We start from the raw sequence: 18613 nt of genomic DNA on the forward strand, positions 1-18613 counted from the left end.
GTGCCGTGGGCGGTCCCCACCCGCACTGGGGGCCGCCCGACCTTTCGCGTCTCCCCCCACCCCGATACCAACCTCCCCCCACGCAAGGAGAGGGTCGTTGTGCGAAGAACCTTCGTCCTGACCGCTGTGCTCGGGCTCGCCGCCGGGCTGCTCGCCGGTACGCCCGGCGCGCTGGCCGCGCAGCCCGTCGAGAAGGGCCCGGCGGTGTCCATCGCCGCCGACACGTACACCTGGAAGAACGCGCGCGTCGACGGGGGCGGCTTCGTCCCCGGGATCGTCTTCAACCGGTCCGAGAAGAACCTCGCGTACGCCCGCACCGACATCGGCGGCGCCTACCGCTGGCAGGAGGCGTCGAAGACCTGGACGCCGCTGCTCGACTCGGTCGGCTGGGACCGCTGGGGGCACACCGGTGTCGTGAGCCTCGCCTCCGACGCCGTCGCGCCCAGCAAGGTGTACGCCGCCGTCGGCACGTACACGAACAGCTGGGACCCGGGTAACGGGGCCGTGCTCAGATCCTCGGACCGGGGCGCGACCTGGCTGAAGGCCGACCTCCCGTTCAAACTGGGCGGCAACATGCCCGGGCGCGGCATGGGCGAACGGCTCGCTGTCGACCCCCACCGGAACAGCGTGCTGTATCTGGGCGCGCCGAGCGGCAAGGGCCTGTGGCGGTCCACGGACTCGGGCGCCTCCTGGTCGCAGGTGACGAGCTTCCCGAACGTCGGGAACTACGTGCAGGATCCGACCGACACGAGCGGGTACGCCTCCGACAACCAGGGCATCGCCTGGGTCACCTTCGACGAGTCGAGCAGCACGGGCACCGATGCCACCAGGACCATCTATGTCGGGGTCGCCGACAAGGACAACGCGGTCTACCGCTCGACCGACGCGGGCGCGACCTGGTCCCGGATCGCCGGGCAGCCCACCGGATACCTGGCCCACAAGGGCGTGCTGGACGCGACGAACGGCTACCTGTATCTCGCGTACAGCGACAAGGGCGGGCCGTACGACGGCGGCAAGGGCCGGCTGTGGCGGTACACGACGGCGACCGGTACCTGGACGGACATCAGTCCGGTCGCGGAGGCCGACACCTACTACGGCTTCAGCGGGCTGACCGTCGACCGGCAGAAGCCGGGCACCGTGATGGCGACCGCGTACAGCTCCTGGTGGCCGGACACCCAAATCTTCCGCTCCACGGACAGCGGCGGCACCTGGACGAAGGCCTGGGACTACACGTCGTACCCGAACCGCTCGAACCGCTTCACCATGGATGTGTCGTCCTCGCCCTGGCTGACCTGGGGAGCCAATCCGTCGCCGCCCGAGCAGACGCCCAAACTCGGCTGGATGACCGAGGCGTTGGAGATCGACCCGTTCAACTCGGCCCGCATGATGTACGGGACGGGCGCGACGATCTACGGCACCGAGAACCTGGGCCAGTGGGACAGCGGCGGCCAGTTCACCATCAAGCCGATGGTGCAGGGCCTGGAGGAGACGGCCGTGAACGACCTGGCCGCTCCCCCGTCCGGCGGCGCCCGACTTCTCAGCGCACTGGGCGACATCGGCGGCTTCCGGCACACGGACCTCACCAAGGTCCCGTCGATGATGTTCACCTCGCCGAACTTCACCAGCACGACGAGCCTCGACTTCGCGGAGTCCAACCCTGGCATCGTGGTGCGGGCCGGCAATCTCGACTCTGGTCCGCACGTGGCGTTCTCGACGGACAACGGCGCCAACTGGTTCGCGGGCACGGACCCTTCGGGTGTGAGCGGCGGCGGCACGGTCGCGGCGGCCTCCGACGGGAGCCGCTTCGTGTGGAGTCCGGCGGGTGCGGGCGTGCACTACGCGACCGGGTTCGGTACGTCGTGGTCGGCGTCGAGCGGCATCCCGGCGGGCGCGATCGTGGAGTCGGACCGGGTCGACCCGAAGACCTTCTACGGCTTCAAGTCCGGGAAGTTCTACGTCAGTTCGGACGGCGGCGCGACCTTCACCGCCTCTGCGGCGACCGGACTGCCGAGCGGCGACAGCGTACGGTTCAAGGCGCTGCCCGGGACGAAGGGTGACGTCTGGCTGGCGGGCGGCGCGAGCGACGGGGCGTACGGGCTGTGGCACTCCACGGACTCCGGCGCGACCTTCACCAAGCTGTCGGGTGTCGAGCAGGCGGACACCATCGGCTTCGGCAAGGCGGCGGCCGGCGCCTCGTACCAGACGCTCTACACGAGCGCGAAGATCGGCGGTGTGCGCGGCATCTTCCGCTCCACGGACAAGGGCGCGACCTGGACCCGTATCAACGACGACGCCCACCAATGGGGCTGGACGGGCGCGGCGATCACCGGCGATCCGCGTGTCTACGGGCGGGTGTACGTGTCGACGAACGGGCGCGGGGTCGTCTACGGCGACTCGTCCGACGCGGGCGGCGGTGACGGCGGCGGCGGTACGGATCCGACGCCGACCGGCGCCTGCGCCGTCACATACAAGATCACCAACCAGTGGTCGGGCGGCTTCCAGGCGGACGTCCAGCTCGCCAACACGGGCACGAGTGCCTGGGCCGGCTGGACCCTCGGCTGGTCCTTCGCCGACGGGCAGAACGTCACCCAGGCGTGGAATGCCGAGCAGACCCAATCCGGAGCGGCCGTCACAACGAAGAACGTGAGCTGGAACGCGAACGTCGCGGCCGGTTCGTCCGTGAGCTTCGGCTTCACGGGCAGCTGGTCGGGCACGAACAGCAAGCCGACGGCGTTCGAGCTCGGCGACCAGTCCTGCTCGGTGACCTGACCCCCGGGCCGGACGAACGGGAGGGCGCGGACCCGATGGGGCCCGCGCCCTCCTTGTGCCCGGGTCGGGGCTTACGCCACGGGCGCGAAGTCGGGCAGGGTGAGGGCCGAGTGGGCCGGTCGTTCCTCCGCGGAGGGCATGGCACTGAGCTTGCGCAGCATGGCGTTGCGCTGGTCCAGGGCCCGGGCGGTGGTCGGGAAGAGTGCGGCGTCGCCCTCGCCGACCTGGTCCTGGTTCGCGGTCACGAACGCACGGGTGTCCTGCTCGTAGGCGGCGAAGCCCTCCGTGTGGTCCCGCCCGGCCAGGGAACCGGCGAGCATGTACGCGCCGACGAGCGCGAGGCTGGAGCCCTGTCCGGTGAGGAACGAGGGCGCGTACGCGGCGTCGCCCACCAGCGCGACCCGGCCGCTGGACCAGCGGGGCATGCGGATCTGGCTGACCGCGTCGAAGAACAGGTCGTCCGCGTCGCGCATCGCGGCGAGCATCCCCGGGACCTCCCATCCCGCGTCGGCGAAGACCGCGGCGACCAGGTCCCGTTGGGCCGACGGGTCGCGGAACGCGTCGAACGGCGGTACCGGGTGGGCGAAGTTCAGGAAGGCGTGCACCTCGTCGTCGCCGCCCACGGCGTAGAGCGCCGCGGCCCTGCCCGGGGTGTTCCACATCGTGAGCTCGTGGGAGAGCCCGAAGGTGTTGCGCATGGTGAATCCGGCGAAGCAGTAGCCGAGGTACCGGTGGAACTGCTCCTCGGGGCCGAACAGGAACTCGCGGGTGCGTGAGTGCAGACCGTCCGCGCCGAACACCATGTCGAACGTACGTCTGCCGCCCCCTCGGAAGGTGACGTCGACCCCGTGGCCGGACGACTGGTCGAGGGTGTCCATGGAGTCGTCGAACAGGAACTCCACGTCGTCACGGACGGCCGTGTGGAGAGCGTCGGTCAGGTCCCCGCGCCGGATCTCCAGATCCCGTCCCGCGACACCGCCGGTGACGGTGTGCGGGGCGACCGAGGCCACCTCGCCGCCGTCCCCGTCGAGGAAGGTCAGCCGGCGCAGGTCGATGTGCGCGTCCCGCAGCCGCGGCAGGATTCCCATCCTCCGGACGACCTCGCACGCGGTGCCGCGTACGTCGACGGGGTAACCACCGCCGCGCAGCGCGCCCGCCTTCTCGACCACCGTGACCTCGAATCCGTAGCGGTTCAGCCAGAACGCGAGGGCGGGCCCCGCGATGCTGGCCCCGGATATCAGGACCGTGCGCCTAGGCGTGGTGCGGATGCCCCTCGGCGGATCGATGTCGGTCATTCCTTGGCTCCTTTGCTCATGGTGCGGGCGACGAGGAGGGCCAGCGCCGTGACGACACCGGCCATGACGAAGCCGGTGACGAAGGCCGATTCGGCCGGGACGTCCGACCCGGAGGGGGTGGCGGCGGTGAGGATCGCACCGCTGACCTGCACGCCCACGGCGAAGCCGAGCACGCGAGTCACCAGGACCAGACTGGTGGCGATGCCGGTGTCGCCCTGGTCGACGGAGGTGGCGGTGTTGGTCACCATCGCGGTGACGCACAGGCCGTTGGCGAACGCGATCAGCAGCTTGCCTATGACGAGGTGCCAGATCTCGGTGTGCACGGCCGCCAGGGCGATCAGGGCGACGACCATGAGGGCGATCCCGGTGGTGACCACGGCACGCGAGCCGAAACGCCGGGCCCCGATCCCGCCGAGCGGCCCGGCCAGCGACGCGGCCACGGCGCCGGGCAGCAGGAAGAAGCCGATCTCGGTGGCACTGGCCCCGAAGCCGTACTCACCGGAGGGGACCGCGAACAGTTGCGGGACGAGGTAGACCGGCACCGCGGTACCGACGCAGATCACGAAGGTCAGCACGCACGACTTCCACACCGCGGGCCGTGCCAGCATGCGCAGATCGACCATCGGCGAGGCCGCTTGGCGCTCCACGGCCGTCCATCCGGTCACGAAGGCGGCCAGGGCCACGACGAGGCCGCCGAGCACGAGTGGCTGCGAGGCGATGTCGGGCGCGAGGGCGAGCACGAGCATGAGCGTGACCAGCGTGCCGCTCAGGAGAGTCAGGCCGGGCCAGTCGACCCGGGTGTCGCCCGACCGGCTCGGCGGATCGTGCGGCATCAGCCTGTTCACCAGGACGGTGGCCCCGATGACCGCGAAGGTCGGCAGGGCGAACATCCAGTGCCGGGACAGCCCTTCGGCCACGGGCCCGGCCGACAGCGTTCCCGCCATTCCGCCGCCCACGAACAGCCCGCTGACCACCCCGATCGCCACCTTCGCCTCTCCCACGGGGAGGTGTTCGCGCACCAGGATGAACGACAGGGGCAGCGCGCCCACCATCGCGCCCTGCAGTACCTGACCGAGCAGCAGCACCGGCAGGTTCGGCGCCAGGGCGGACACCAGGCCGCCGGTCGAGACGATCGCCATCAGCCATATCAGCACCCGTTTTCCGCCGTAGCGGTCGCCGAACTTGCCGGCGACCGGTGTGACGAGCGCGCCGGTGATGAGGAGCACGATGCTGAGTAACGCCCCTTCGGCGGGGCTCATGCGCAGTTCGCGTTGGAGGAGCGGGAGCGTCGGCGTCACCACCGACTCCAGGGCACCGGTGGCGACTGCCAGCATGCCGAGGGCCCAGACAGCGGCCTTTCCGATGCGGACCGGGGAATCGAGCGTTGCGGTCATGGACGTCCTTTCCGTCATTGCCGGGCCCCGCTCGGACGGAGCGGCCCGCCATGAACCCGAAACTACACTACACCGTGCAGTGTAGTTCGGTTAGGATGAGCCCATGCCGACCACGAAGACACCCACGAAGACCCTGCGCGAGGGGTCCGCGCGGAAGCGGGCCGCCATCCTCGCGGCGGCCCGGGAACTGTTCCTCGCCGACGGCTTCGACCGGTCCAGCGTCGACGCGGTCGCCGCGCGGGCCGAGGTGTCCAAGCGGACGGTCTATGACTACTTCGGCGACAAGCAGACGCTGCTGCAGGCGGTCGTCGACGCCATCGGCGAGTCGATGATCACCACGATCCGGCGCACCCTCGACGACACCCTCGCCCCCCTCACCGAGGCCGCCGAGCTGGAGGACGCGCTGGTCACGTTCTCGATGCGCATCGCGACCGACATGCTGGGCTCGACGGAGTACGCGACGCTGCAACGGCTGGTCCGGTCGGAATCCGGTCACCTGCCGCACCGGGGCTACAACTCGATGGCCGACACCCCCGACGAGGCGATCGCCGAGCGGTTCGCCGCCTTCGCCGCGGCCGGGCTGCTCGATGTCCCCGACCCCCGGCTCGCGGCCGACCAGTTCATCGCGCTGACCTTCGGCGTCGCGCTGGACAGGCTCGGTTCCGCGAACGCCGCCGAGGACACCCGCGTCCGGCCACTCGTCGTCGAGGGGGTACGGACCTTCCTCCGCGCCTACCGAACCAGGTAGCCGGGGCAAGAGTGGGGCGCAGCCCCGAGCAAGGGTGAGGCGCAGCCCGAGTTCATGAGTGAGGCGCAGCCGGGGGGACATGAGTGGGGCGGCCGTCCCGCGCGCTCGGACGGCCGCCCCTCGTCCCGTCTCCGGGGCCCGTGTCAGCGGGTCACGGGGTGTAGATCGTCGGCCGCGGTGCCGTCGGCATGCCGTTGCCGATGTAGAAGCTGGGGTGCGGCGGCTGGTTGTAGGCGGTGTTCTGCCAGGCGATGCCCGTGCGGTACATCGTGTCGTGGAGCAGGGTCGTGATCTTCGTGGTGGTCTCGGCCGGGGTCGAGTAGATCCGCAGGGCCGTGTTGTCGCTGGTCGCCCAGACGACCTCCTCGCGCCAGTCACCGAAGAGGTCGCCCGAGAGGGCCGGCGTCGCCTTGGTGCCGTTGTTGGAGTGGACCGAGGCGCCCGTCAGCAGGCGGGTGTCCGACGACGTGCCGTACTTGTCGATGTGGGTGCCGTCCAGGAGTTCGCGTGTGGTGTCCCCGTCCCACCAGGACAGGAAGTTGACGGAGGACGGTTCGCGGCCCTTGGTGGCGCCCGCCTCGTCACGGATGTTCGTGTCGGACGCGGACCACACCTCGGCGCCGTCGTTGCCCGCGTAGACGTCCCCGGCCACTCCCCTGCCGTTGTCGCAGCAGGCGGCGAGCTGCCAGCGGATCGCACCGCTCGCCGGGTTGATGTACAACTCGGCGGGCTGGGAGGTGGATTCGGAGACCTTGAAGTACTCCAGGCCCGAGGTGCCCGGGTCCAGGTCGCCCAGGTGCTGGGCATCGCCGTGCCCGGTCTTCGTGGTCCACAGCCCGTTGCCGTTGTCGTCGACGGCCATCGCCCCGTAGACGATCTCGTCCTTGCCGTCGTTGTCGACGTCCCCGACGGACAGACTGTGCGAGCCCTGGCCGTCGAAGCCCTTGCCGGTGTTCGTCGACGAGTTGGTGTCGAAGGTCCAGCGGCGGGTGAACGCGCCGCCCCGCCAGTCCCAGGCCGCGATCACCGAGCGCGTGTAGTAGCCGCGCGCCATGATGAGCGAGGGCCGGGCGCCGTCCAGGTAGGCGGTGCCGGCGAGGAACCGGTCCACGCGGTTGCCGTACGAGTCGCCCCACGAGGAGACCGTGCCGCGCGCCGGGACGTAGTCGACCGTCCCCATCGCCTTGCCCGTCTGGCCGTTGAACATGGTCAGGTACTCGGGGCCGGTCAGGACATAGCCGCTGGAGTTGCGGTGGTCGGCGGAGGAGCTGCCGATGACCGCGCCCGTTCCGTCGACCGTGGCGTCGGCGGTCTTCGCGGCCACCTCGGCCTTGCCGTCGCCGTCGTAGTCGTACACCTGGAACTGCGTGTAGTGCGCGCCCGAGCGGATGTTCCGGCCGAGGTCGATGCGCCACAGGCGGGTGCCGTCGAGCTTGACCCCGTCGATGATGGTGTTGCCGGTGTAGCCGGACTGGGAGTTGTCCTTGGCGTTGGTGGGCTGCCACTTCAGTACGAAGTCGAGGGCGCCGTCGCCGTCGAGGTCGCCCACCGAGGCGTCGTTGGCCTCGTAGGTGTACGCGACACCGTCGGGGGTCGTGCCACCGGCGGGCGGGCTGATGGGGACGTCCTTGTAGCCGGTGCGGAACTGGATCGCGTGCACGGAGTCGGCCTGTTCGACACCGCCCACGACCGCGCGGACCGTGTAGTCGGCCTGGGCGGGCCCCGCGGAGTGGAAGTAGTTCGTCGAGCCGGTGACCGGGGTCGAGTTGACCTTCGTACCCGCCCGGTAGACGTTGAACGACACGTCGTTCGGGTCGGTGCCGAGCCAGCGCCAGCTGACCAGGTTGCCCGCGTCGGTGTGGACGCTGACGACGCCCCGGTCGAGCTTCTCGGCCTGGCGGGCGGTCGCGGCCTGGGCCGGGGTGGCGGTGAGCGTGGTGAGCCCGGCGGCGGCGAGGGCGCCGGCGAGCACGGTGGAGAGGAGGAGACGGGTCCTGCTGCGTCTGCGATGCGGGTGCTGCACGGTGAGGTACCTCCCTGGGAGGGGGCAGACGGGTTCTGCTACCTCAGTCGCCACTGGGGACACGGGAGTTGCCGCCTTTCGGCAAGCGCTCTCTATGCCCCGTACGTGCGGGCCAGCGCGGCGACCGTGTCCGCGATCCGCGCGCGCAACTCGGCCGGTTCCAGCACCTCGATGTCCGTCCCCAGCCGCAGGAACTCGGCGTGGGCGTGCTCGACGGACTCGATGGGGACGGTGGCCTGAATCCAACCCTCCTCGTCCGTACGGCCGTTGGCCCGCACCACGTCAGCCGCCGGGCCGGTGAGGCGGGCGCCGGGGGCGAGCCGGACCACCGCTTCGGCCCGGTGCAAGCGGTCGTGGAAGTCCCGCTGGTACCCGGCCCAGTACGCGCCGAGGTCGAACCCCTCCGGACGGGCGAACTCCTCGTCGGACGTGCCCAGTTCGAGGATCTGATCGACCCGGAACGTACGCGGTCCCGGCCCCGCCACGACGTACCAGCGACCGGCTTTGAGAACCAGCCCGTACGGTTCCAGGCGGCGCCGTACGTCGGTCGGCTCGCGCCAGCGGCGGTACAGGACGTACAGGACCCTGCTGTTCCAGACCGCGTCGGCGACGGCCGGGAGGTACGGGGCGGCCCCTTCGCCGGTGTCCGCGTACCAGCCGGGCGCGTCCAGGTGGAAACGGCCGCTGACGCGGTCGGCGTGCTCGCGCAGCTCCCGCGGCAGCGCGGCACGCACCTTGAGCTGGGCGGCGGCCAGCAGCGGACCGAGTCCCAGCTCGGCGGCCGGTCCCGGCACGCCCGCGAGGAACAGTGCCTCGGCCTCGCCCGCGGTGAGACCGGTCAGGCGGGTGCGGTAGCCGTCGAGGAGCCGGTAGCCGCCCGCGTGACCCGCGTCGCCGTACAGCGGGACACCGGCCTCGCTCAGCGCCTCGACGTCCCGGTAGACCGTGCGCACCGAGACCTCCAGCTCCTCGGCGAGGGCGGCGGCGGTCATCCGGCCCCGGGTCTGGAGCAGCAGGAGGATCGAGACGAGGCGGGCCGACTTCATCGCCTCAGAATGCCAGGCTCCACTGACAGAAGATGTCAGTGAAGCGGACCTAGCTTCCTCCCATGACCTCCGTGGACCTCAAGAACTCCAAGAACTCCCAGCACTCCAGGACCTCCGAGATCTCCAAGACCGCGAAGACCTCCGCGAACTCCGCGAACTTCGGCGAGAAACTGCTGACCGTGCTGCCGCCCATCGAGGTGGCGGGCCGCCGGATCAAGCGCTACCACGTCACCGCCGACCCGGCGGGGATCGCGCCCGACGTGGAAAAGGCGGCGTACGCGATGCTGCCCAAGCTGCTCCCGGAGGCGGACGGCACACCGCCCGCCACGTTCGTGGTGCTGCACCGGGGCGGTGACGACGGCGCGTATCTCAACGCGTACAGCTGGGTGTGGGACAACGTGCTGCACTTCAGGGCCGCCGCCGCGGGTCAGCCCGTGCTGGGCTGCCCGGACCGCGCGCCCACGCACTTCATCACCCTGGACCGGCCGTGGATCGGCTGTGTCTGGGAACTGCCGCCGATCCTGCACGAACGCGACGCCTGGGTACGGCACATGCTCGTGCCCGACGCCCCCGACCTCGACGCCTATCTGGCCGACTGCCTTCCCGAGGGCACGACGGGAGACCGCTGATGAGCACGCCGCACGACTTCGACTTCTTCGTCGGCGAGTGGGACGTCGCCCACCGCCGCCGCACCGACTTCCTGGATCCCGGCAGCGACTGGGAGGAGTTCTCCGCGACGAACCGGTGCTGGAGTGTGTTCGACGGAGCCGGCAACATCGACGAGATGGATGTGCCCGGTCAGGGGTGGAAGGGGCTGACCCTGCGGCTGCGCGACCGGGAGACCGGGCTGTGGTCACTGAACTGGTCCAGCAGTCGCAGCGGGCGGTTGTTCCCGCCCGTGACCGGCGAATTCACCGACGGGCGCGGTGAGTTCCACGGGGACGACACGCACGAAGGCAAGGACGTGCGGGTGCGGTTCGTGTGGTCGGGGATCTCGCAGACCACGGCTCGCTGGGAGCAGGCGTTCTCGGTGGACGGCGAGAAGTCGTGGCTGACCAACTGGGTCATGGACTTCACCCGCCGGTCGGCCCCTGCCCCTCTCCCTACCGCTGTCCCTGCCCTGGCCCCTGTCCCTGTCCCTGTCCCTGGAGAAGGCTCGGCTTCCGGTACGCCCGGAGCTTGAACTCCGGTTCCGGACGCGGGACATGCTGGTCCGGGAGCTGTTCCAGACGGGTCGCGAGCTGCTCGGTGAGCGGTTCGCCGGGCCGCAGCAGCGTGTACCAGCCGCGGCGCACGTCGGCCGCCGCCCGTACCGGGGTCCGGCCCTGACCGCACCCGCGGAAGCTCGCCCCTCCCACGGGCAGCAGCGCGTGCCGTCCGGCGTACGAGGCCACGAGGTCGGAGCGGTCCCGGGCGACGCGGCGGGGGCGCGGGGCCATCACGGCGTCGATGTCGCTGCCCACGTCGTGCGAGGCGGCCTTGTCGACGGTCGTCACGAAGGTGCCGCCGGGGCGCAGCACCCGGGCCGCCTCGGCGACGACCTGTTCCGCGTCGTCCAGGAGGTGCAGCAGCCAGATCGCCGAAACGGCGTCGAACGAGCCGTCCGGAAGAGGGAGTTGACGGGCGTCGGCGAGCACGACACGGCCCGGGACACGCTCGGCGGCCCTGCGCAGCATTCCGTACGCGGCGTCGGCGCCCGTCACGTCGAGACCTGCCGTCGCGAGCCGGCGGGTCACGGTGCCGGTGCCGCAGGCGAGGTCCAGGAGGGTGCCGGTGCCGTCGGGAATCAGCCCGAGGACGGCGTCGGCTGCCGCCGCGGCGCGGGGTTCGCCGCCCCTCAGTACGTCGTACCGCTCGGCTTCCTCGTCGTAGTCGAAGACCAGCGTGCTCACCTCGCGCCGTGCCCCGTGGTCAACTCCTCCACCCGGTTGGCCAGCTCGAAGTCCTTCTCGGTGACGGCGCCGCCCACGCTGTGCGTGTTCACGGCGAGGGACACGGTGTCGTAGCCGAGCGTGAGGTCCGAGTGGTGGTCCAGCTCGTCCTGCACCTGGGCGATGTGCACGACCAGGGCGGCCGCGGCGAAGTGCGATGCCAGCCGGTAGGAGCGGGTGATTCTGTCTCCGTCCAGGGACCAGCCGGGCAGTTCCGAGAGCCGGTCCTCCACGTCCTTCTGCGACAGCGGTTCGAGGGGCATGGCCGCACTCCTTCCATGGTGTCCGGGACTCCTCAGCGTGCCACAGTCCCGCTCTCCCGTCCCTGGTCAGGCGGGTCCCGGGCGGGCCACGAGGTCGGCATTCGGCCGCACGGCCGCGCATCGACCCATGGGCGGGACATCGACTACCGTCGGGGGCATGACCAGCGCCGCGTACACCTCCGGGTCCGTCAGCGTGTCCGCCGCTACGCGGGGCGGTGTCTCCGCCGCCGACCAGGGAGTCGGCCCGCTGCTGCGCGGCTGGCGGGAGCAGCGCCGGGTGAGTCAGCTGGAGCTGGCGTTGCGGGCGGGGTCGTCGGCGCGGCACATCAGCTTCATCGAGACGGGCCGCTCCCGGCCGAGCGAGGAGATGGTGCTGCGGCTCGCCGAGCACCTGGACGTACCGGTGCGCGACCGCAACTCCCTTCTGCTCGCGGCCGGTTACGCGCCGCACTATCCGGAGACCCCGCTGGACGATCCGGCGCTGGACGCGCTGCGGGAGGGGGTGGAGCGGCTGATCCAGGGCTACGAGCCCTATCCGGCGCTGGTGGTGGACGCCACGTACAACGTGGTCGCCGCCAACCGGGGCATCCTGATGCTGCTCGGCAGCGTCCCCGAGCACCTGCTCGCCCCTCCGCTGAACGCGATGCGGCTGACGCTGCATCCCGAGGGTCTGGCGCCCAGGATCCGCAACCTGCGCGAGTGGCGCGGCCATCTGCTGGCCCAGATGGAGAGGGACATCGCCCTGCGGCGCTCGGAGCCGCTGCGCGCGCTGTACGAGGAGGTGGCCGCCTATCCGGCTCCCCCCACTCCCGCGCCTCCGGCTCCGCCCACTCCCGCGCCTTCCGGGCCCTGCTCCCCGGCCGGGGACTCCGTGACGCTCGACGAGGAGCCCGCGGAGCCGGTCCCCTACTTCGCGCTGCCGATGGTGATCGAACACGAGGGGCGGTTGCTGTCGTTCATCTCGTCCATCTCCACGTTCAACACGCCGATGGACGTGACGGTCGCCGAGCTGGCCATCGAGACGCTGCTCCCGGCCGACCCGGCGACGGTCAAGTACCTGCACTCGCTGCTGTCTTGACGGCTCGTCAGTCCTGTTGGCGGGCTCGCAGCGCCGCGTACTGGAGCAGCGCGAACGTCAGTACGGTCAGCGCCTGCACCGGAATCCACACCGCTCCGGCGGTGCTCGGCGACAGCCACAGGGCGAGCGCGGCGAGGCTCAGGGCCGCCCAGGTGAGGTTGACCTCGATCACGGCCCGTACGGGCAGGGCGGGCGCCGCCGGGCGCGCCGCCAGCAGGGCGACGGCTGCCGCGTACACCGTCAGGAGCAGGCCGAGTGCGAGCAGCAGTCCCTGGTCGACGCCGAGCAGGCGGCCCAGCGGGCCGGACGCGACGAGGTAGGCGAGGCCGTTCGCGCCGGTCACCACCGCGTCGAGGGCCAGGAAGCGGCGCAGCATCGTCTGCGGCTCGGTGGTGCGGGCAAGTGCGGCGAGCTGGGCTGCGGACATGGCGGATCACCCTCCGTCGAGGTGGTGGCGGCTGATGGGACCCGGTTCCCGGACCGGAGTGCGCCGGCCCGGGAACCAGTACGCCCACCATGCCGTGCGGCCCCGGCGGCGGTCGATTACCGCGGAGGTAATGGCGACACTCCGGACCGAGTGAGGGGATTCGGTGAGGCTTTCGCGGGAACGTGGCACACTTCTCGCCATGTTCGGGGCTCGGGGAGGCGTGGCGTGAGCGAGAGGCGGCCTGCGCCGACCGTAGGACAGGTTGTGCTGGGCAGAAGGCTTCAGGAGCTGCGTGAGGCGTCCGGGCTGCGGCGGGACGAGGCCGCGCGGATCCTGCGGGTGGCGCCCGCGACCGTCCGCCGGATGGAGATGGCCGAGGTCGCGCTGAAGATCCCGTACGTCCAGGTGCTCCTGTCGACGTACGGAGTGCCCGACGACGAGACGGCCGCTTTCGTCCAGCTGGTCGAGGAGGCGAACGAACCCGGCTGGTGGCAGCGCTTCCACGACGTCCTGCCGGACTGGTTCAGCCTCTATGTGAGCCTGGAGGGCGCGGCCTCGATCATCCGGTCCTACGAGCCGCACTTCGTGCCCGGTCTGCTGCAGACCGAGGACTACGCCCGGGCCGTCCTTGAGGCGGGCACGGTCGGGCAGACGGGGACCGAGGAGATCGAGCGCCATGTGTCCCTGCGGATGGCGCGGCAGAAGCTGCTCACCGGGGAGCGTCCGCCGCACCTGTGGGTGATCATGGAGGAAACGGTCCTGCAGCGGCCTGTCAGTATCCGTTCCCAGGTCATGGCCGACCAGCTGGACCATCTCCTGGCGGTCGTCGAGAACGACCATGTCACCCTGCAGATCGCCGAGTTCTCGTCCGGCCCGCACCCGGGGACGTACGCGCCCTTCGTGCTCTTCCGTTTCGCGGAGCCCGAGCTGCCGGACATGGTCTACACCGAGTACCTGACCGGGGCGCTCTACCTGGACTCCCGCAAGGAGGTGGGCGCGCATCTGGAAGTGCTGGACCACATGGCGACCGGCGCGGCCTCCGCCCAGCGCACCAGGGATTTGATCCTGGAGCGCCGGGCGGACTTCTGAGAGGGGCTCCGCCCAGGGGGAGGGTTCGGCGGCTTGCTGTCGTTTGTCGGCTGACGGTTGTCGGTGGCTGGGCGCGCCGTTGCCCGCGCCCCTGGGGGCGGTGGGTGTCGGAGGTGACGGGACGGGGCCGGGGCGGGTCGCTCAGGCCGGGGTGTCCTTCGCGCCGCTGCCCTCGGGGCCACCGGGCTTGGGTTCGCGGTCCTCGTCGACTATTTCCGCGTCCACCACGCCCTCCTCCTCGCCCGGCCGGGCTTGGTCGGTGCCGGGCCCGGCCTGTTCGGTGCCTGGCTGGTCCTGCGGGGGTGACTGCTGGGCCTGCGCGTACATGGCCTGGCCCATCTTCTGGCTGACGGTGGCGAGCTTCTCGGCGCCGGTGCGCAGGGTGCTCGTGTCGGTGCCGTCCCGGTCGTTCAGCAGCGCCTGCAGCTCGGTGATCGCGGCCTCGACCTCCGTCTTCACGTCGGCCGGGATCCGCTCCTCGTTGTCGTGGATGAACTTCTCGGTCTGGTAGACGAGTTGCTCGGCCTGGTTGCGGGTCTCGGCGGCCTCGCGGCGCTTGCGGTCCTCGTCGGCGTACTGCTCGGCCTCGCGCATCATGCGGTCGATGTCGTCCTTGGCGAGCGCGGAGCCGCCCGTGACCGTCATCTTCTGCTCGCGGCCCGTGGCGAGGTCCTTCGCCGAGACGTGCATGATGCCGTTGGCGTCGATGTCGAAGGCGACCTCGATCTGCGGCAGCCCGCGCGGCGAGGGCGGCAGGCCGGTGAGGTCGAAGACGCCCAGCTTCTTGTTGTAGGCGGCGATGTCGCGCTCGCCCTGGAAGACCTGGATGCCGACGGACGGCTGGTTGTCCGTGGCGGTGGTGAAGATCTCCGAACGCCGGGTGGGAATGGTCGTGTTGCGCTCGATGAGCTTCGTCATGATGCCGCCCTTGGTCTCGATGCCCAGGGACAGCGGGGTGACGTCGAGCAGCAGGACGTCCTTGACGTCACCGCGGATGACGCCCGCCTGGAGGGCCGCGCCGAGGGCCACGACCTCGTCCGGGTTGACGCCCTTGTGCGGGTCCTTGCCCGTGAGTTCCTTGACCACCTCGGTCACCGCGGGCATCCGGGTGGAGCCGCCGACGAGGATCACGTGGTCGACCGCCGAGAGCTTCACCCCCGCGTCCTTGACCGCCTGGTGGAAGGGCGCTTTGCAGCGTTCGAGCAAGTCGGCTGTCAGTTCCTGGAACTGAGCGCGCGTCAGTTTTTCATCCAGGTGCAGCGGTCCGTCGCCGGTGGCGGTGATGTACGGCAGGTTGACGGTCGTCTCGGTGGACGAGGACAGCTCGATCTTGGCCTTCTCCGCGCCCTCGCGCAGCCGTTGCAGCGCCATCTTGTCCTGGGCGAGGTCGATGCCGTACTGACCCTTGAAGCGTTTGACGAGGTGCTCGACGACCCGCTGGTCCCAGTCGTCGCCGCCCAGTCGGGTGTCGCCGTTGGTGGCCTTGACCTCGATGACGCCGTCGCCGATCTCCAGGAGGGAGACGTCGAACGTGCCGCCGCCCAGGTCGAAGACGAGGACGGTCTGCTCCTCACCGCGGTCGAGCCCGTAGGCGAGGGCCGCCGCCGTCGGCTCGTTGATGATCCGCAGGACGCCCAGGCCCGCGATCTCGCCGGCCTCCTTGGTGGCCTGCCGCTGGGTGTCGTCGAAGTAGGCGGGCACGGTGATCACGGCTTCCGTGACGTCCTCGCCGAGATACGCCTCGGCGTCCCGCTTCAGTTTCTGCAGCACCCGCGCGGAGAGTTCCTGCGCGCGGTAGCGGGTGCCGTCGATCGTGCCGCCGTCACTGCCGGGGAAGCGCCAGTCCGGCTCCCCCATATGGCGTTTGACGGAGCGCGCGGTGCGCTCGATGTTCGTCACGGCCTGCCGTTTGGCGACTTCTCCGACGAGCACCTCCCCGTTCTTGGCGAAGGCCACCACCGAGGGGGTCGTGCGCGCGCCCTCGGCATTGGCGACCACCGTGGGCTCACCCCCTTCCAGCACGGCCACCACCGAGTTCGTGGTACCGAGATCGATCCCGACCGCACGTGCCATGTCCGTCCCCTTCCACCCGGGATTTCCCGCGTTCCATCACAAAACTTGAGTGCCTCCCTGTCAATGGGGCGAGTACCCCGGACCTGCCCGGACATGACGATGCCGCGCCCTCTTGCGGGGGCGCGGCATCGTCGGACGGACGGGGTGTCAGGCGAGCTTCGCCGACAGCGTGATCGTCGTGCCCGTCAGCGCCTGGCTGACCGGGCAGTTCTTCTTGGCGTCCTCGGCGGCCGCGACGAAGGCGTCGTTGTCGAGGCCCGGCACCGTGCCCTCCACCGTGAGGTGGATGCCCGTGATGCCCGTACCCGGCTGGAACGTGACGTCAGCCGAGGTGGTGAGCTTGGTGGGCGGGGTGCCCGCACCGGCGAGGCCGTGCGAGAGCGCCATGGAGAAGCAGCTGGAGTGGGCGGCGGCGATCAGCTCCTCGGGGCTGGTCTTGCCGTTCGCCTTCTCGGAGCGCGAGGGCCACGACACCGGCTGCTCGCCGATGCCGGAGGAGTCGAAGGTGACGACGCCGTTGCCCTCAAGCAGGTTGCCTTCCCAGACGGTGTGTGCGGAGCGCGTTGTTGCCACGATGATTCCCTTTCGACGAGGTCCCGGTTCCGGGTCCGTGACACCATCCGATCACACTCGGGTCACCGTCGCGCTCAGCGCACGCGAAAGACCGGCCCCCGTGCGGTGAACGGCAGGGACGAGCCCTGCGGGATCAGGTAGGCGTGCTCGCGGCGGACCCGCAGCACATCGCACCAGCCGTCCGTGATGATCAGGACCGGGGCGCCCGGCGGGAAGTCCTCCGCCCGGTGCAGGAGGTCGACGCCGGGCTGCAGGATCGTGCCGCCGCGGCCGTGGACACGTACACGGCCCGCGATGTCCGTGACCGGGACGAAGCCCGCGTCGTGCGGTGCCGCGTCGCAGAAGACCACCCGCGCCGCCGGTACGTCCCTGGCCTCGGCGTACGAGGCGATCGCGCCCAGCGCCTTGCCGAGCAGGGTGCGGTCCATGGAACCGGAGGTGTCGAGGACCACGCCGAACGTGCAGCGGGCGATCTCCTCGGGCGGGAAGTACCGTCCGGCGCGCGGGATGTCGGGGGTGGCGGCCTGCCGGCGGGACGGGCGCGCGTAGGTCCGCAGCGGCTCGGGGCGCGGCACGAACTCGTCGAACCAGCGGGCCAGTCGCGCATCCCAGGGCAGTGGCGGATGGCTGAGGGCGCGGATGTCCTCGACGAGGCCGCCGGGCAGGTATCCGCGCTCCTGCCGCTGGTGCAGGTCGAGGCCCCGGGCGAGGCCGCGGCGGTAGAACTCGTCGAGGTCCACGTAGTCGCGGGGCGAGCCGAGGGGGCCGCCGAGGATGTCTCCCACGCCCTTGCCGCGCAGGGTGGCGAGGCGTCGGTGGCGGCGCAGGTCGGTGGCGAGCCGGTCGTAGACCTCCTCGGCGGAGAGGTCCTTCAACTCCTGGTCGTACAGCAGCCCTTCGGGCATCGTGCCGACCTGCATCTCGACCAGCCAGGCGTTGATGACGTAGTCGCAGGCCACGTTGAAGAGGTACGGGTCGCGGGCGCCGCAGCGGTCGCCGTGGCGCAGGGCGGCGTGCAGCATCTCGTGGGCGAGGACGAACCGCCACTCCTCGTCGTCGAACCGCCGCAGCGGGTTGATGTAGATCTCGGCGGCCTCCGCGTCGACCGCGGCGACGGAGATGCCGTGCGCGTGGGCGAGTTCGGCGTCCGCGACGACCGTGATGCCGGCCGCGATGCCGCCGAGCAGCGGGTAGGAGGACACGAACCAGCTCAGCGCCCGCTCCCACGGCTGCCGCGGGGTGACACCTCCGCGCATCGAGTCCCGGCGGCCGCCCGCCATGTCCATCGCGGCGGACACCGTGCGGGTCAGCGCGTGGGCGAAGGCGAGCTGCCAGTCCGGCGCGGCACCACCCAGCCAGGTGTCCCACGGCACCAGCACCTGATCCGGCTCGCCGCCCGCCGTGCCGCAGCGCTCGTACACCGCGGGGATGCCGGCGCCGTCGCGGCGCCAGCGGGCGGCGAGCTGCTCCTCGTCGCTGTCGGGGTACGACATCGGCAGGTCCGCGGGCGTCAGGCCGATGGGGAAGCCGAGCAGGAAGCGGTTGACGACGACGCAGCGGGCGGCGAGGGCGAAGCGGTCGGGCTGCTCCCGCACGGTCTTGTGCGCCGGCACATGTCCGAAGCCGAGGTGGAGGGCGGCGTGCGCGAGGGCCCAGGCCCATTCGGCGGGGTCGGCCCGGCGCTCGGGGTGGACGTGCAGCACGCCGTCGGAGTCGACCCGGACGAGCCCGTCACGCGGCGCCTGCTCGCAGTCCTCCTGGCGGCAGACGCTGAAGCCGATGGCGGCCAGCGCGCGGTTGGCCCGCACCAGCCGCATCCCCTCGGCGAACGCCTCGGCGGCGAGGTCCTTCTTCCTGGGCTTCCTGGCCTGCTCCTCCTTACGGGAACGGCTCATCGCGCGGCG

General features: G+C 70.9%; 15 protein-coding genes and 1 pseudogene. 6 read left to right on the forward strand and 10 right to left on the reverse strand.

The features are described from left to right. The first annotated feature begins 99 nt into the window (after positions 1-99). Positions 100-2769 carry a cellulose binding domain-containing protein gene (locus tag OHS59_RS09705; protein WP_328492976.1) on the forward strand — a complete coding sequence of 890 codons (2670 nt, stop codon included), beginning with the start codon at positions 100-102 and terminating at the stop codon, positions 2767-2769. Positions 2770-2840: 71 nt separating this feature from the next. Here the strand turns inward: OHS59_RS09705 and OHS59_RS09710 are convergent, their stop codons facing one another. Beyond that, complete coding sequence (locus tag OHS59_RS09710) at positions 2841-4064, reverse strand: FAD-dependent monooxygenase (RefSeq protein ID WP_328492977.1); 1224 nt, start codon at positions 4062-4064, stop codon at positions 2841-2843. Further along, positions 4061-5458 (reverse strand): MFS transporter, encoded by a 1398-nt coding sequence (locus OHS59_RS09715; protein WP_328492978.1) that lies wholly within the window; start codon positions 5456-5458, stop codon positions 4061-4063. Before OHS59_RS09715 ends, OHS59_RS09710 begins: the two co-directional genes overlap by 4 nt. A 103-nt stretch (positions 5459-5561) precedes the next feature. Between OHS59_RS09715 and OHS59_RS09720 the strand changes: the two genes are divergently transcribed. Next, positions 5562-6206: a TetR/AcrR family transcriptional regulator gene (locus OHS59_RS09720; RefSeq protein WP_328492979.1), complete on the forward strand. Its 645-nt coding sequence runs from the start codon at positions 5562-5564 to the stop codon at positions 6204-6206. A gap of 151 nt (positions 6207-6357) precedes the next feature. Here the strand turns inward: OHS59_RS09720 and OHS59_RS09725 are convergent, their stop codons facing one another. Beyond that, on the reverse strand, positions 6358-8229 hold the full coding sequence (locus OHS59_RS09725; protein WP_328492980.1) for a rhamnogalacturonan lyase: 1872 nt from the start codon (positions 8227-8229) through the stop codon (positions 6358-6360). Between the two features lie 92 nt (positions 8230-8321). Then, on the reverse strand, positions 8322-9275 hold the full coding sequence (locus tag OHS59_RS09730) for a helix-turn-helix transcriptional regulator (protein WP_328492981.1): 954 nt from the start codon (positions 9273-9275) through the stop codon (positions 8322-8324). Positions 9276-9337: 62 nt separating this feature from the next. Between OHS59_RS09730 and OHS59_RS09735 the strand changes: the two genes are divergently transcribed. Both OHS59_RS09735 and OHS59_RS09740 read left to right on the forward strand, forming a co-directional pair. After that, the gene (locus OHS59_RS09735) at positions 9338-9904 is read left to right on the forward strand and encodes a hypothetical protein (protein WP_328492982.1); all 567 of its coding nucleotides are present in this window, start codon (positions 9338-9340) and stop codon (positions 9902-9904) included. Continuing rightward, positions 9904-10365: pseudogene (locus OHS59_RS09740) on the forward strand (hypothetical protein); the annotation flags it as partial. The gene OHS59_RS09735 and the pseudogene OHS59_RS09740, both read left to right, overlap by 1 nt. Positions 10366-10378: 13 nt before the next feature. On the opposite strand, the gene OHS59_RS09745 reads toward OHS59_RS09740, so the two are convergent. Beyond that, positions 10379-11167 (reverse strand): class I SAM-dependent methyltransferase, encoded by a 789-nt coding sequence (locus OHS59_RS09745; protein WP_328492983.1) that lies wholly within the window; start codon positions 11165-11167, stop codon positions 10379-10381. Further along, on the reverse strand, positions 11164-11469 hold the full coding sequence (locus OHS59_RS09750; protein ID WP_328492984.1) for a 4a-hydroxytetrahydrobiopterin dehydratase: 306 nt from the start codon (positions 11467-11469) through the stop codon (positions 11164-11166). Before OHS59_RS09750 ends, OHS59_RS09745 begins: the two co-directional genes overlap by 4 nt. Positions 11470-11626: 157 nt before the next feature. Between OHS59_RS09750 and OHS59_RS09755 the strand changes: the two genes are divergently transcribed. Further along, entirely contained in the window at positions 11627-12547 is a 921-nt protein-coding gene (locus OHS59_RS09755) for a helix-turn-helix domain-containing protein (protein WP_328492985.1), read from the forward strand. Positions 12548-12554: 7 nt separating this feature from the next. Here OHS59_RS09755 and OHS59_RS09760 read toward each other — a convergent pair whose 3' ends face one another. Then, a complete protein-coding gene (locus tag OHS59_RS09760; RefSeq protein WP_328492986.1) occupies positions 12555-12974 on the reverse strand; it encodes a hypothetical protein in 420 nt (139 codons plus the stop codon). 225 nt (positions 12975-13199) lie between these two features. Here OHS59_RS09760 and OHS59_RS09765 point away from each other — a divergent pair, with 225 nt between their 5' ends. After that, complete coding sequence (locus tag OHS59_RS09765; protein WP_328492987.1) at positions 13200-14063, forward strand: helix-turn-helix domain-containing protein; 864 nt, start codon at positions 13200-13202, stop codon at positions 14061-14063. Between the two features lie 141 nt (positions 14064-14204). Here OHS59_RS09765 and dnaK read toward each other — a convergent pair whose 3' ends face one another. The 3 genes from dnaK to OHS59_RS09780 all read right to left on the reverse strand — a co-directional run bounded on the left by dnaK (position 14205) and on the right by OHS59_RS09780 (position 18604). Beyond that, on the reverse strand, positions 14205-16136 hold the full coding sequence (dnaK, locus tag OHS59_RS09770) for a molecular chaperone DnaK (RefSeq protein ID WP_328492988.1): 1932 nt from the start codon (positions 16134-16136) through the stop codon (positions 14205-14207). A gap of 147 nt (positions 16137-16283) precedes the next feature. Then, positions 16284-16709 (reverse strand): OsmC family protein, encoded by a 426-nt coding sequence (locus OHS59_RS09775; protein WP_328492989.1) that lies wholly within the window; start codon positions 16707-16709, stop codon positions 16284-16286. Between the two features lie 74 nt (positions 16710-16783). Further along, the gene (locus OHS59_RS09780; RefSeq protein ID WP_328492990.1) at positions 16784-18604 is read right to left on the reverse strand and encodes a vWA domain-containing protein; all 1821 of its coding nucleotides are present in this window, start codon (positions 18602-18604) and stop codon (positions 16784-16786) included. Between the last annotated feature and the right edge of the window lie 9 nt (positions 18605-18613).

It is taken from the genome of Streptomyces sp. NBC_00414, from assembly GCF_036038375.1.
Taxonomy (GTDB): Bacteria; Actinomycetota; Actinomycetes; order Streptomycetales; family Streptomycetaceae; genus Streptomyces.

What these genes read in the sequence shown, in the direction of transcription:
- OHS59_RS09760 (WP_328492986.1), bottom strand. Translation starts at nt 12,974, where the DNA reads ATGTCCGCAGCCCAGCTCGCCGCACTTGCCCGCACCACCGAGCCGCAG.
- OHS59_RS09730 (WP_328492981.1), bottom strand. Translation starts at nt 9,275, where the DNA reads ATGAAGTCGGCCCGCCTCGTCTCGATCCTCCTGCTGCTCCAGACCCGG.
- OHS59_RS09715 (WP_328492978.1), bottom strand. Translation starts at nt 5,458, where the DNA reads ATGACCGCAACGCTCGATTCCCCGGTCCGCATCGGAAAGGCCGCTGTC.
- OHS59_RS09755 (WP_328492985.1), top strand. Translation starts at nt 11,627, where the DNA reads ATGACCAGCGCCGCGTACACCTCCGGGTCCGTCAGCGTGTCCGCCGCT.
- dnaK (WP_328492988.1), bottom strand. Translation starts at nt 16,136, where the DNA reads ATGGCACGTGCGGTCGGGATCGATCTCGGTACCACGAACTCGGTGGTG.
- OHS59_RS09750 (WP_328492984.1), bottom strand. Translation starts at nt 11,469, where the DNA reads ATGCCCCTCGAACCGCTGTCGCAGAAGGACGTGGAGGACCGGCTCTCG.
- OHS59_RS09735 (WP_328492982.1), top strand. Translation starts at nt 9,338, where the DNA reads ATGACCTCCGTGGACCTCAAGAACTCCAAGAACTCCCAGCACTCCAGG.
- OHS59_RS09710 (WP_328492977.1), bottom strand. Translation starts at nt 4,064, where the DNA reads ATGACCGACATCGATCCGCCGAGGGGCATCCGCACCACGCCTAGGCGC.
- OHS59_RS09720 (WP_328492979.1), top strand. Translation starts at nt 5,562, where the DNA reads ATGCCGACCACGAAGACACCCACGAAGACCCTGCGCGAGGGGTCCGCG.
- OHS59_RS09780 (WP_328492990.1), bottom strand. Translation starts at nt 18,604, where the DNA reads ATGAGCCGTTCCCGTAAGGAGGAGCAGGCCAGGAAGCCCAGGAAGAAG.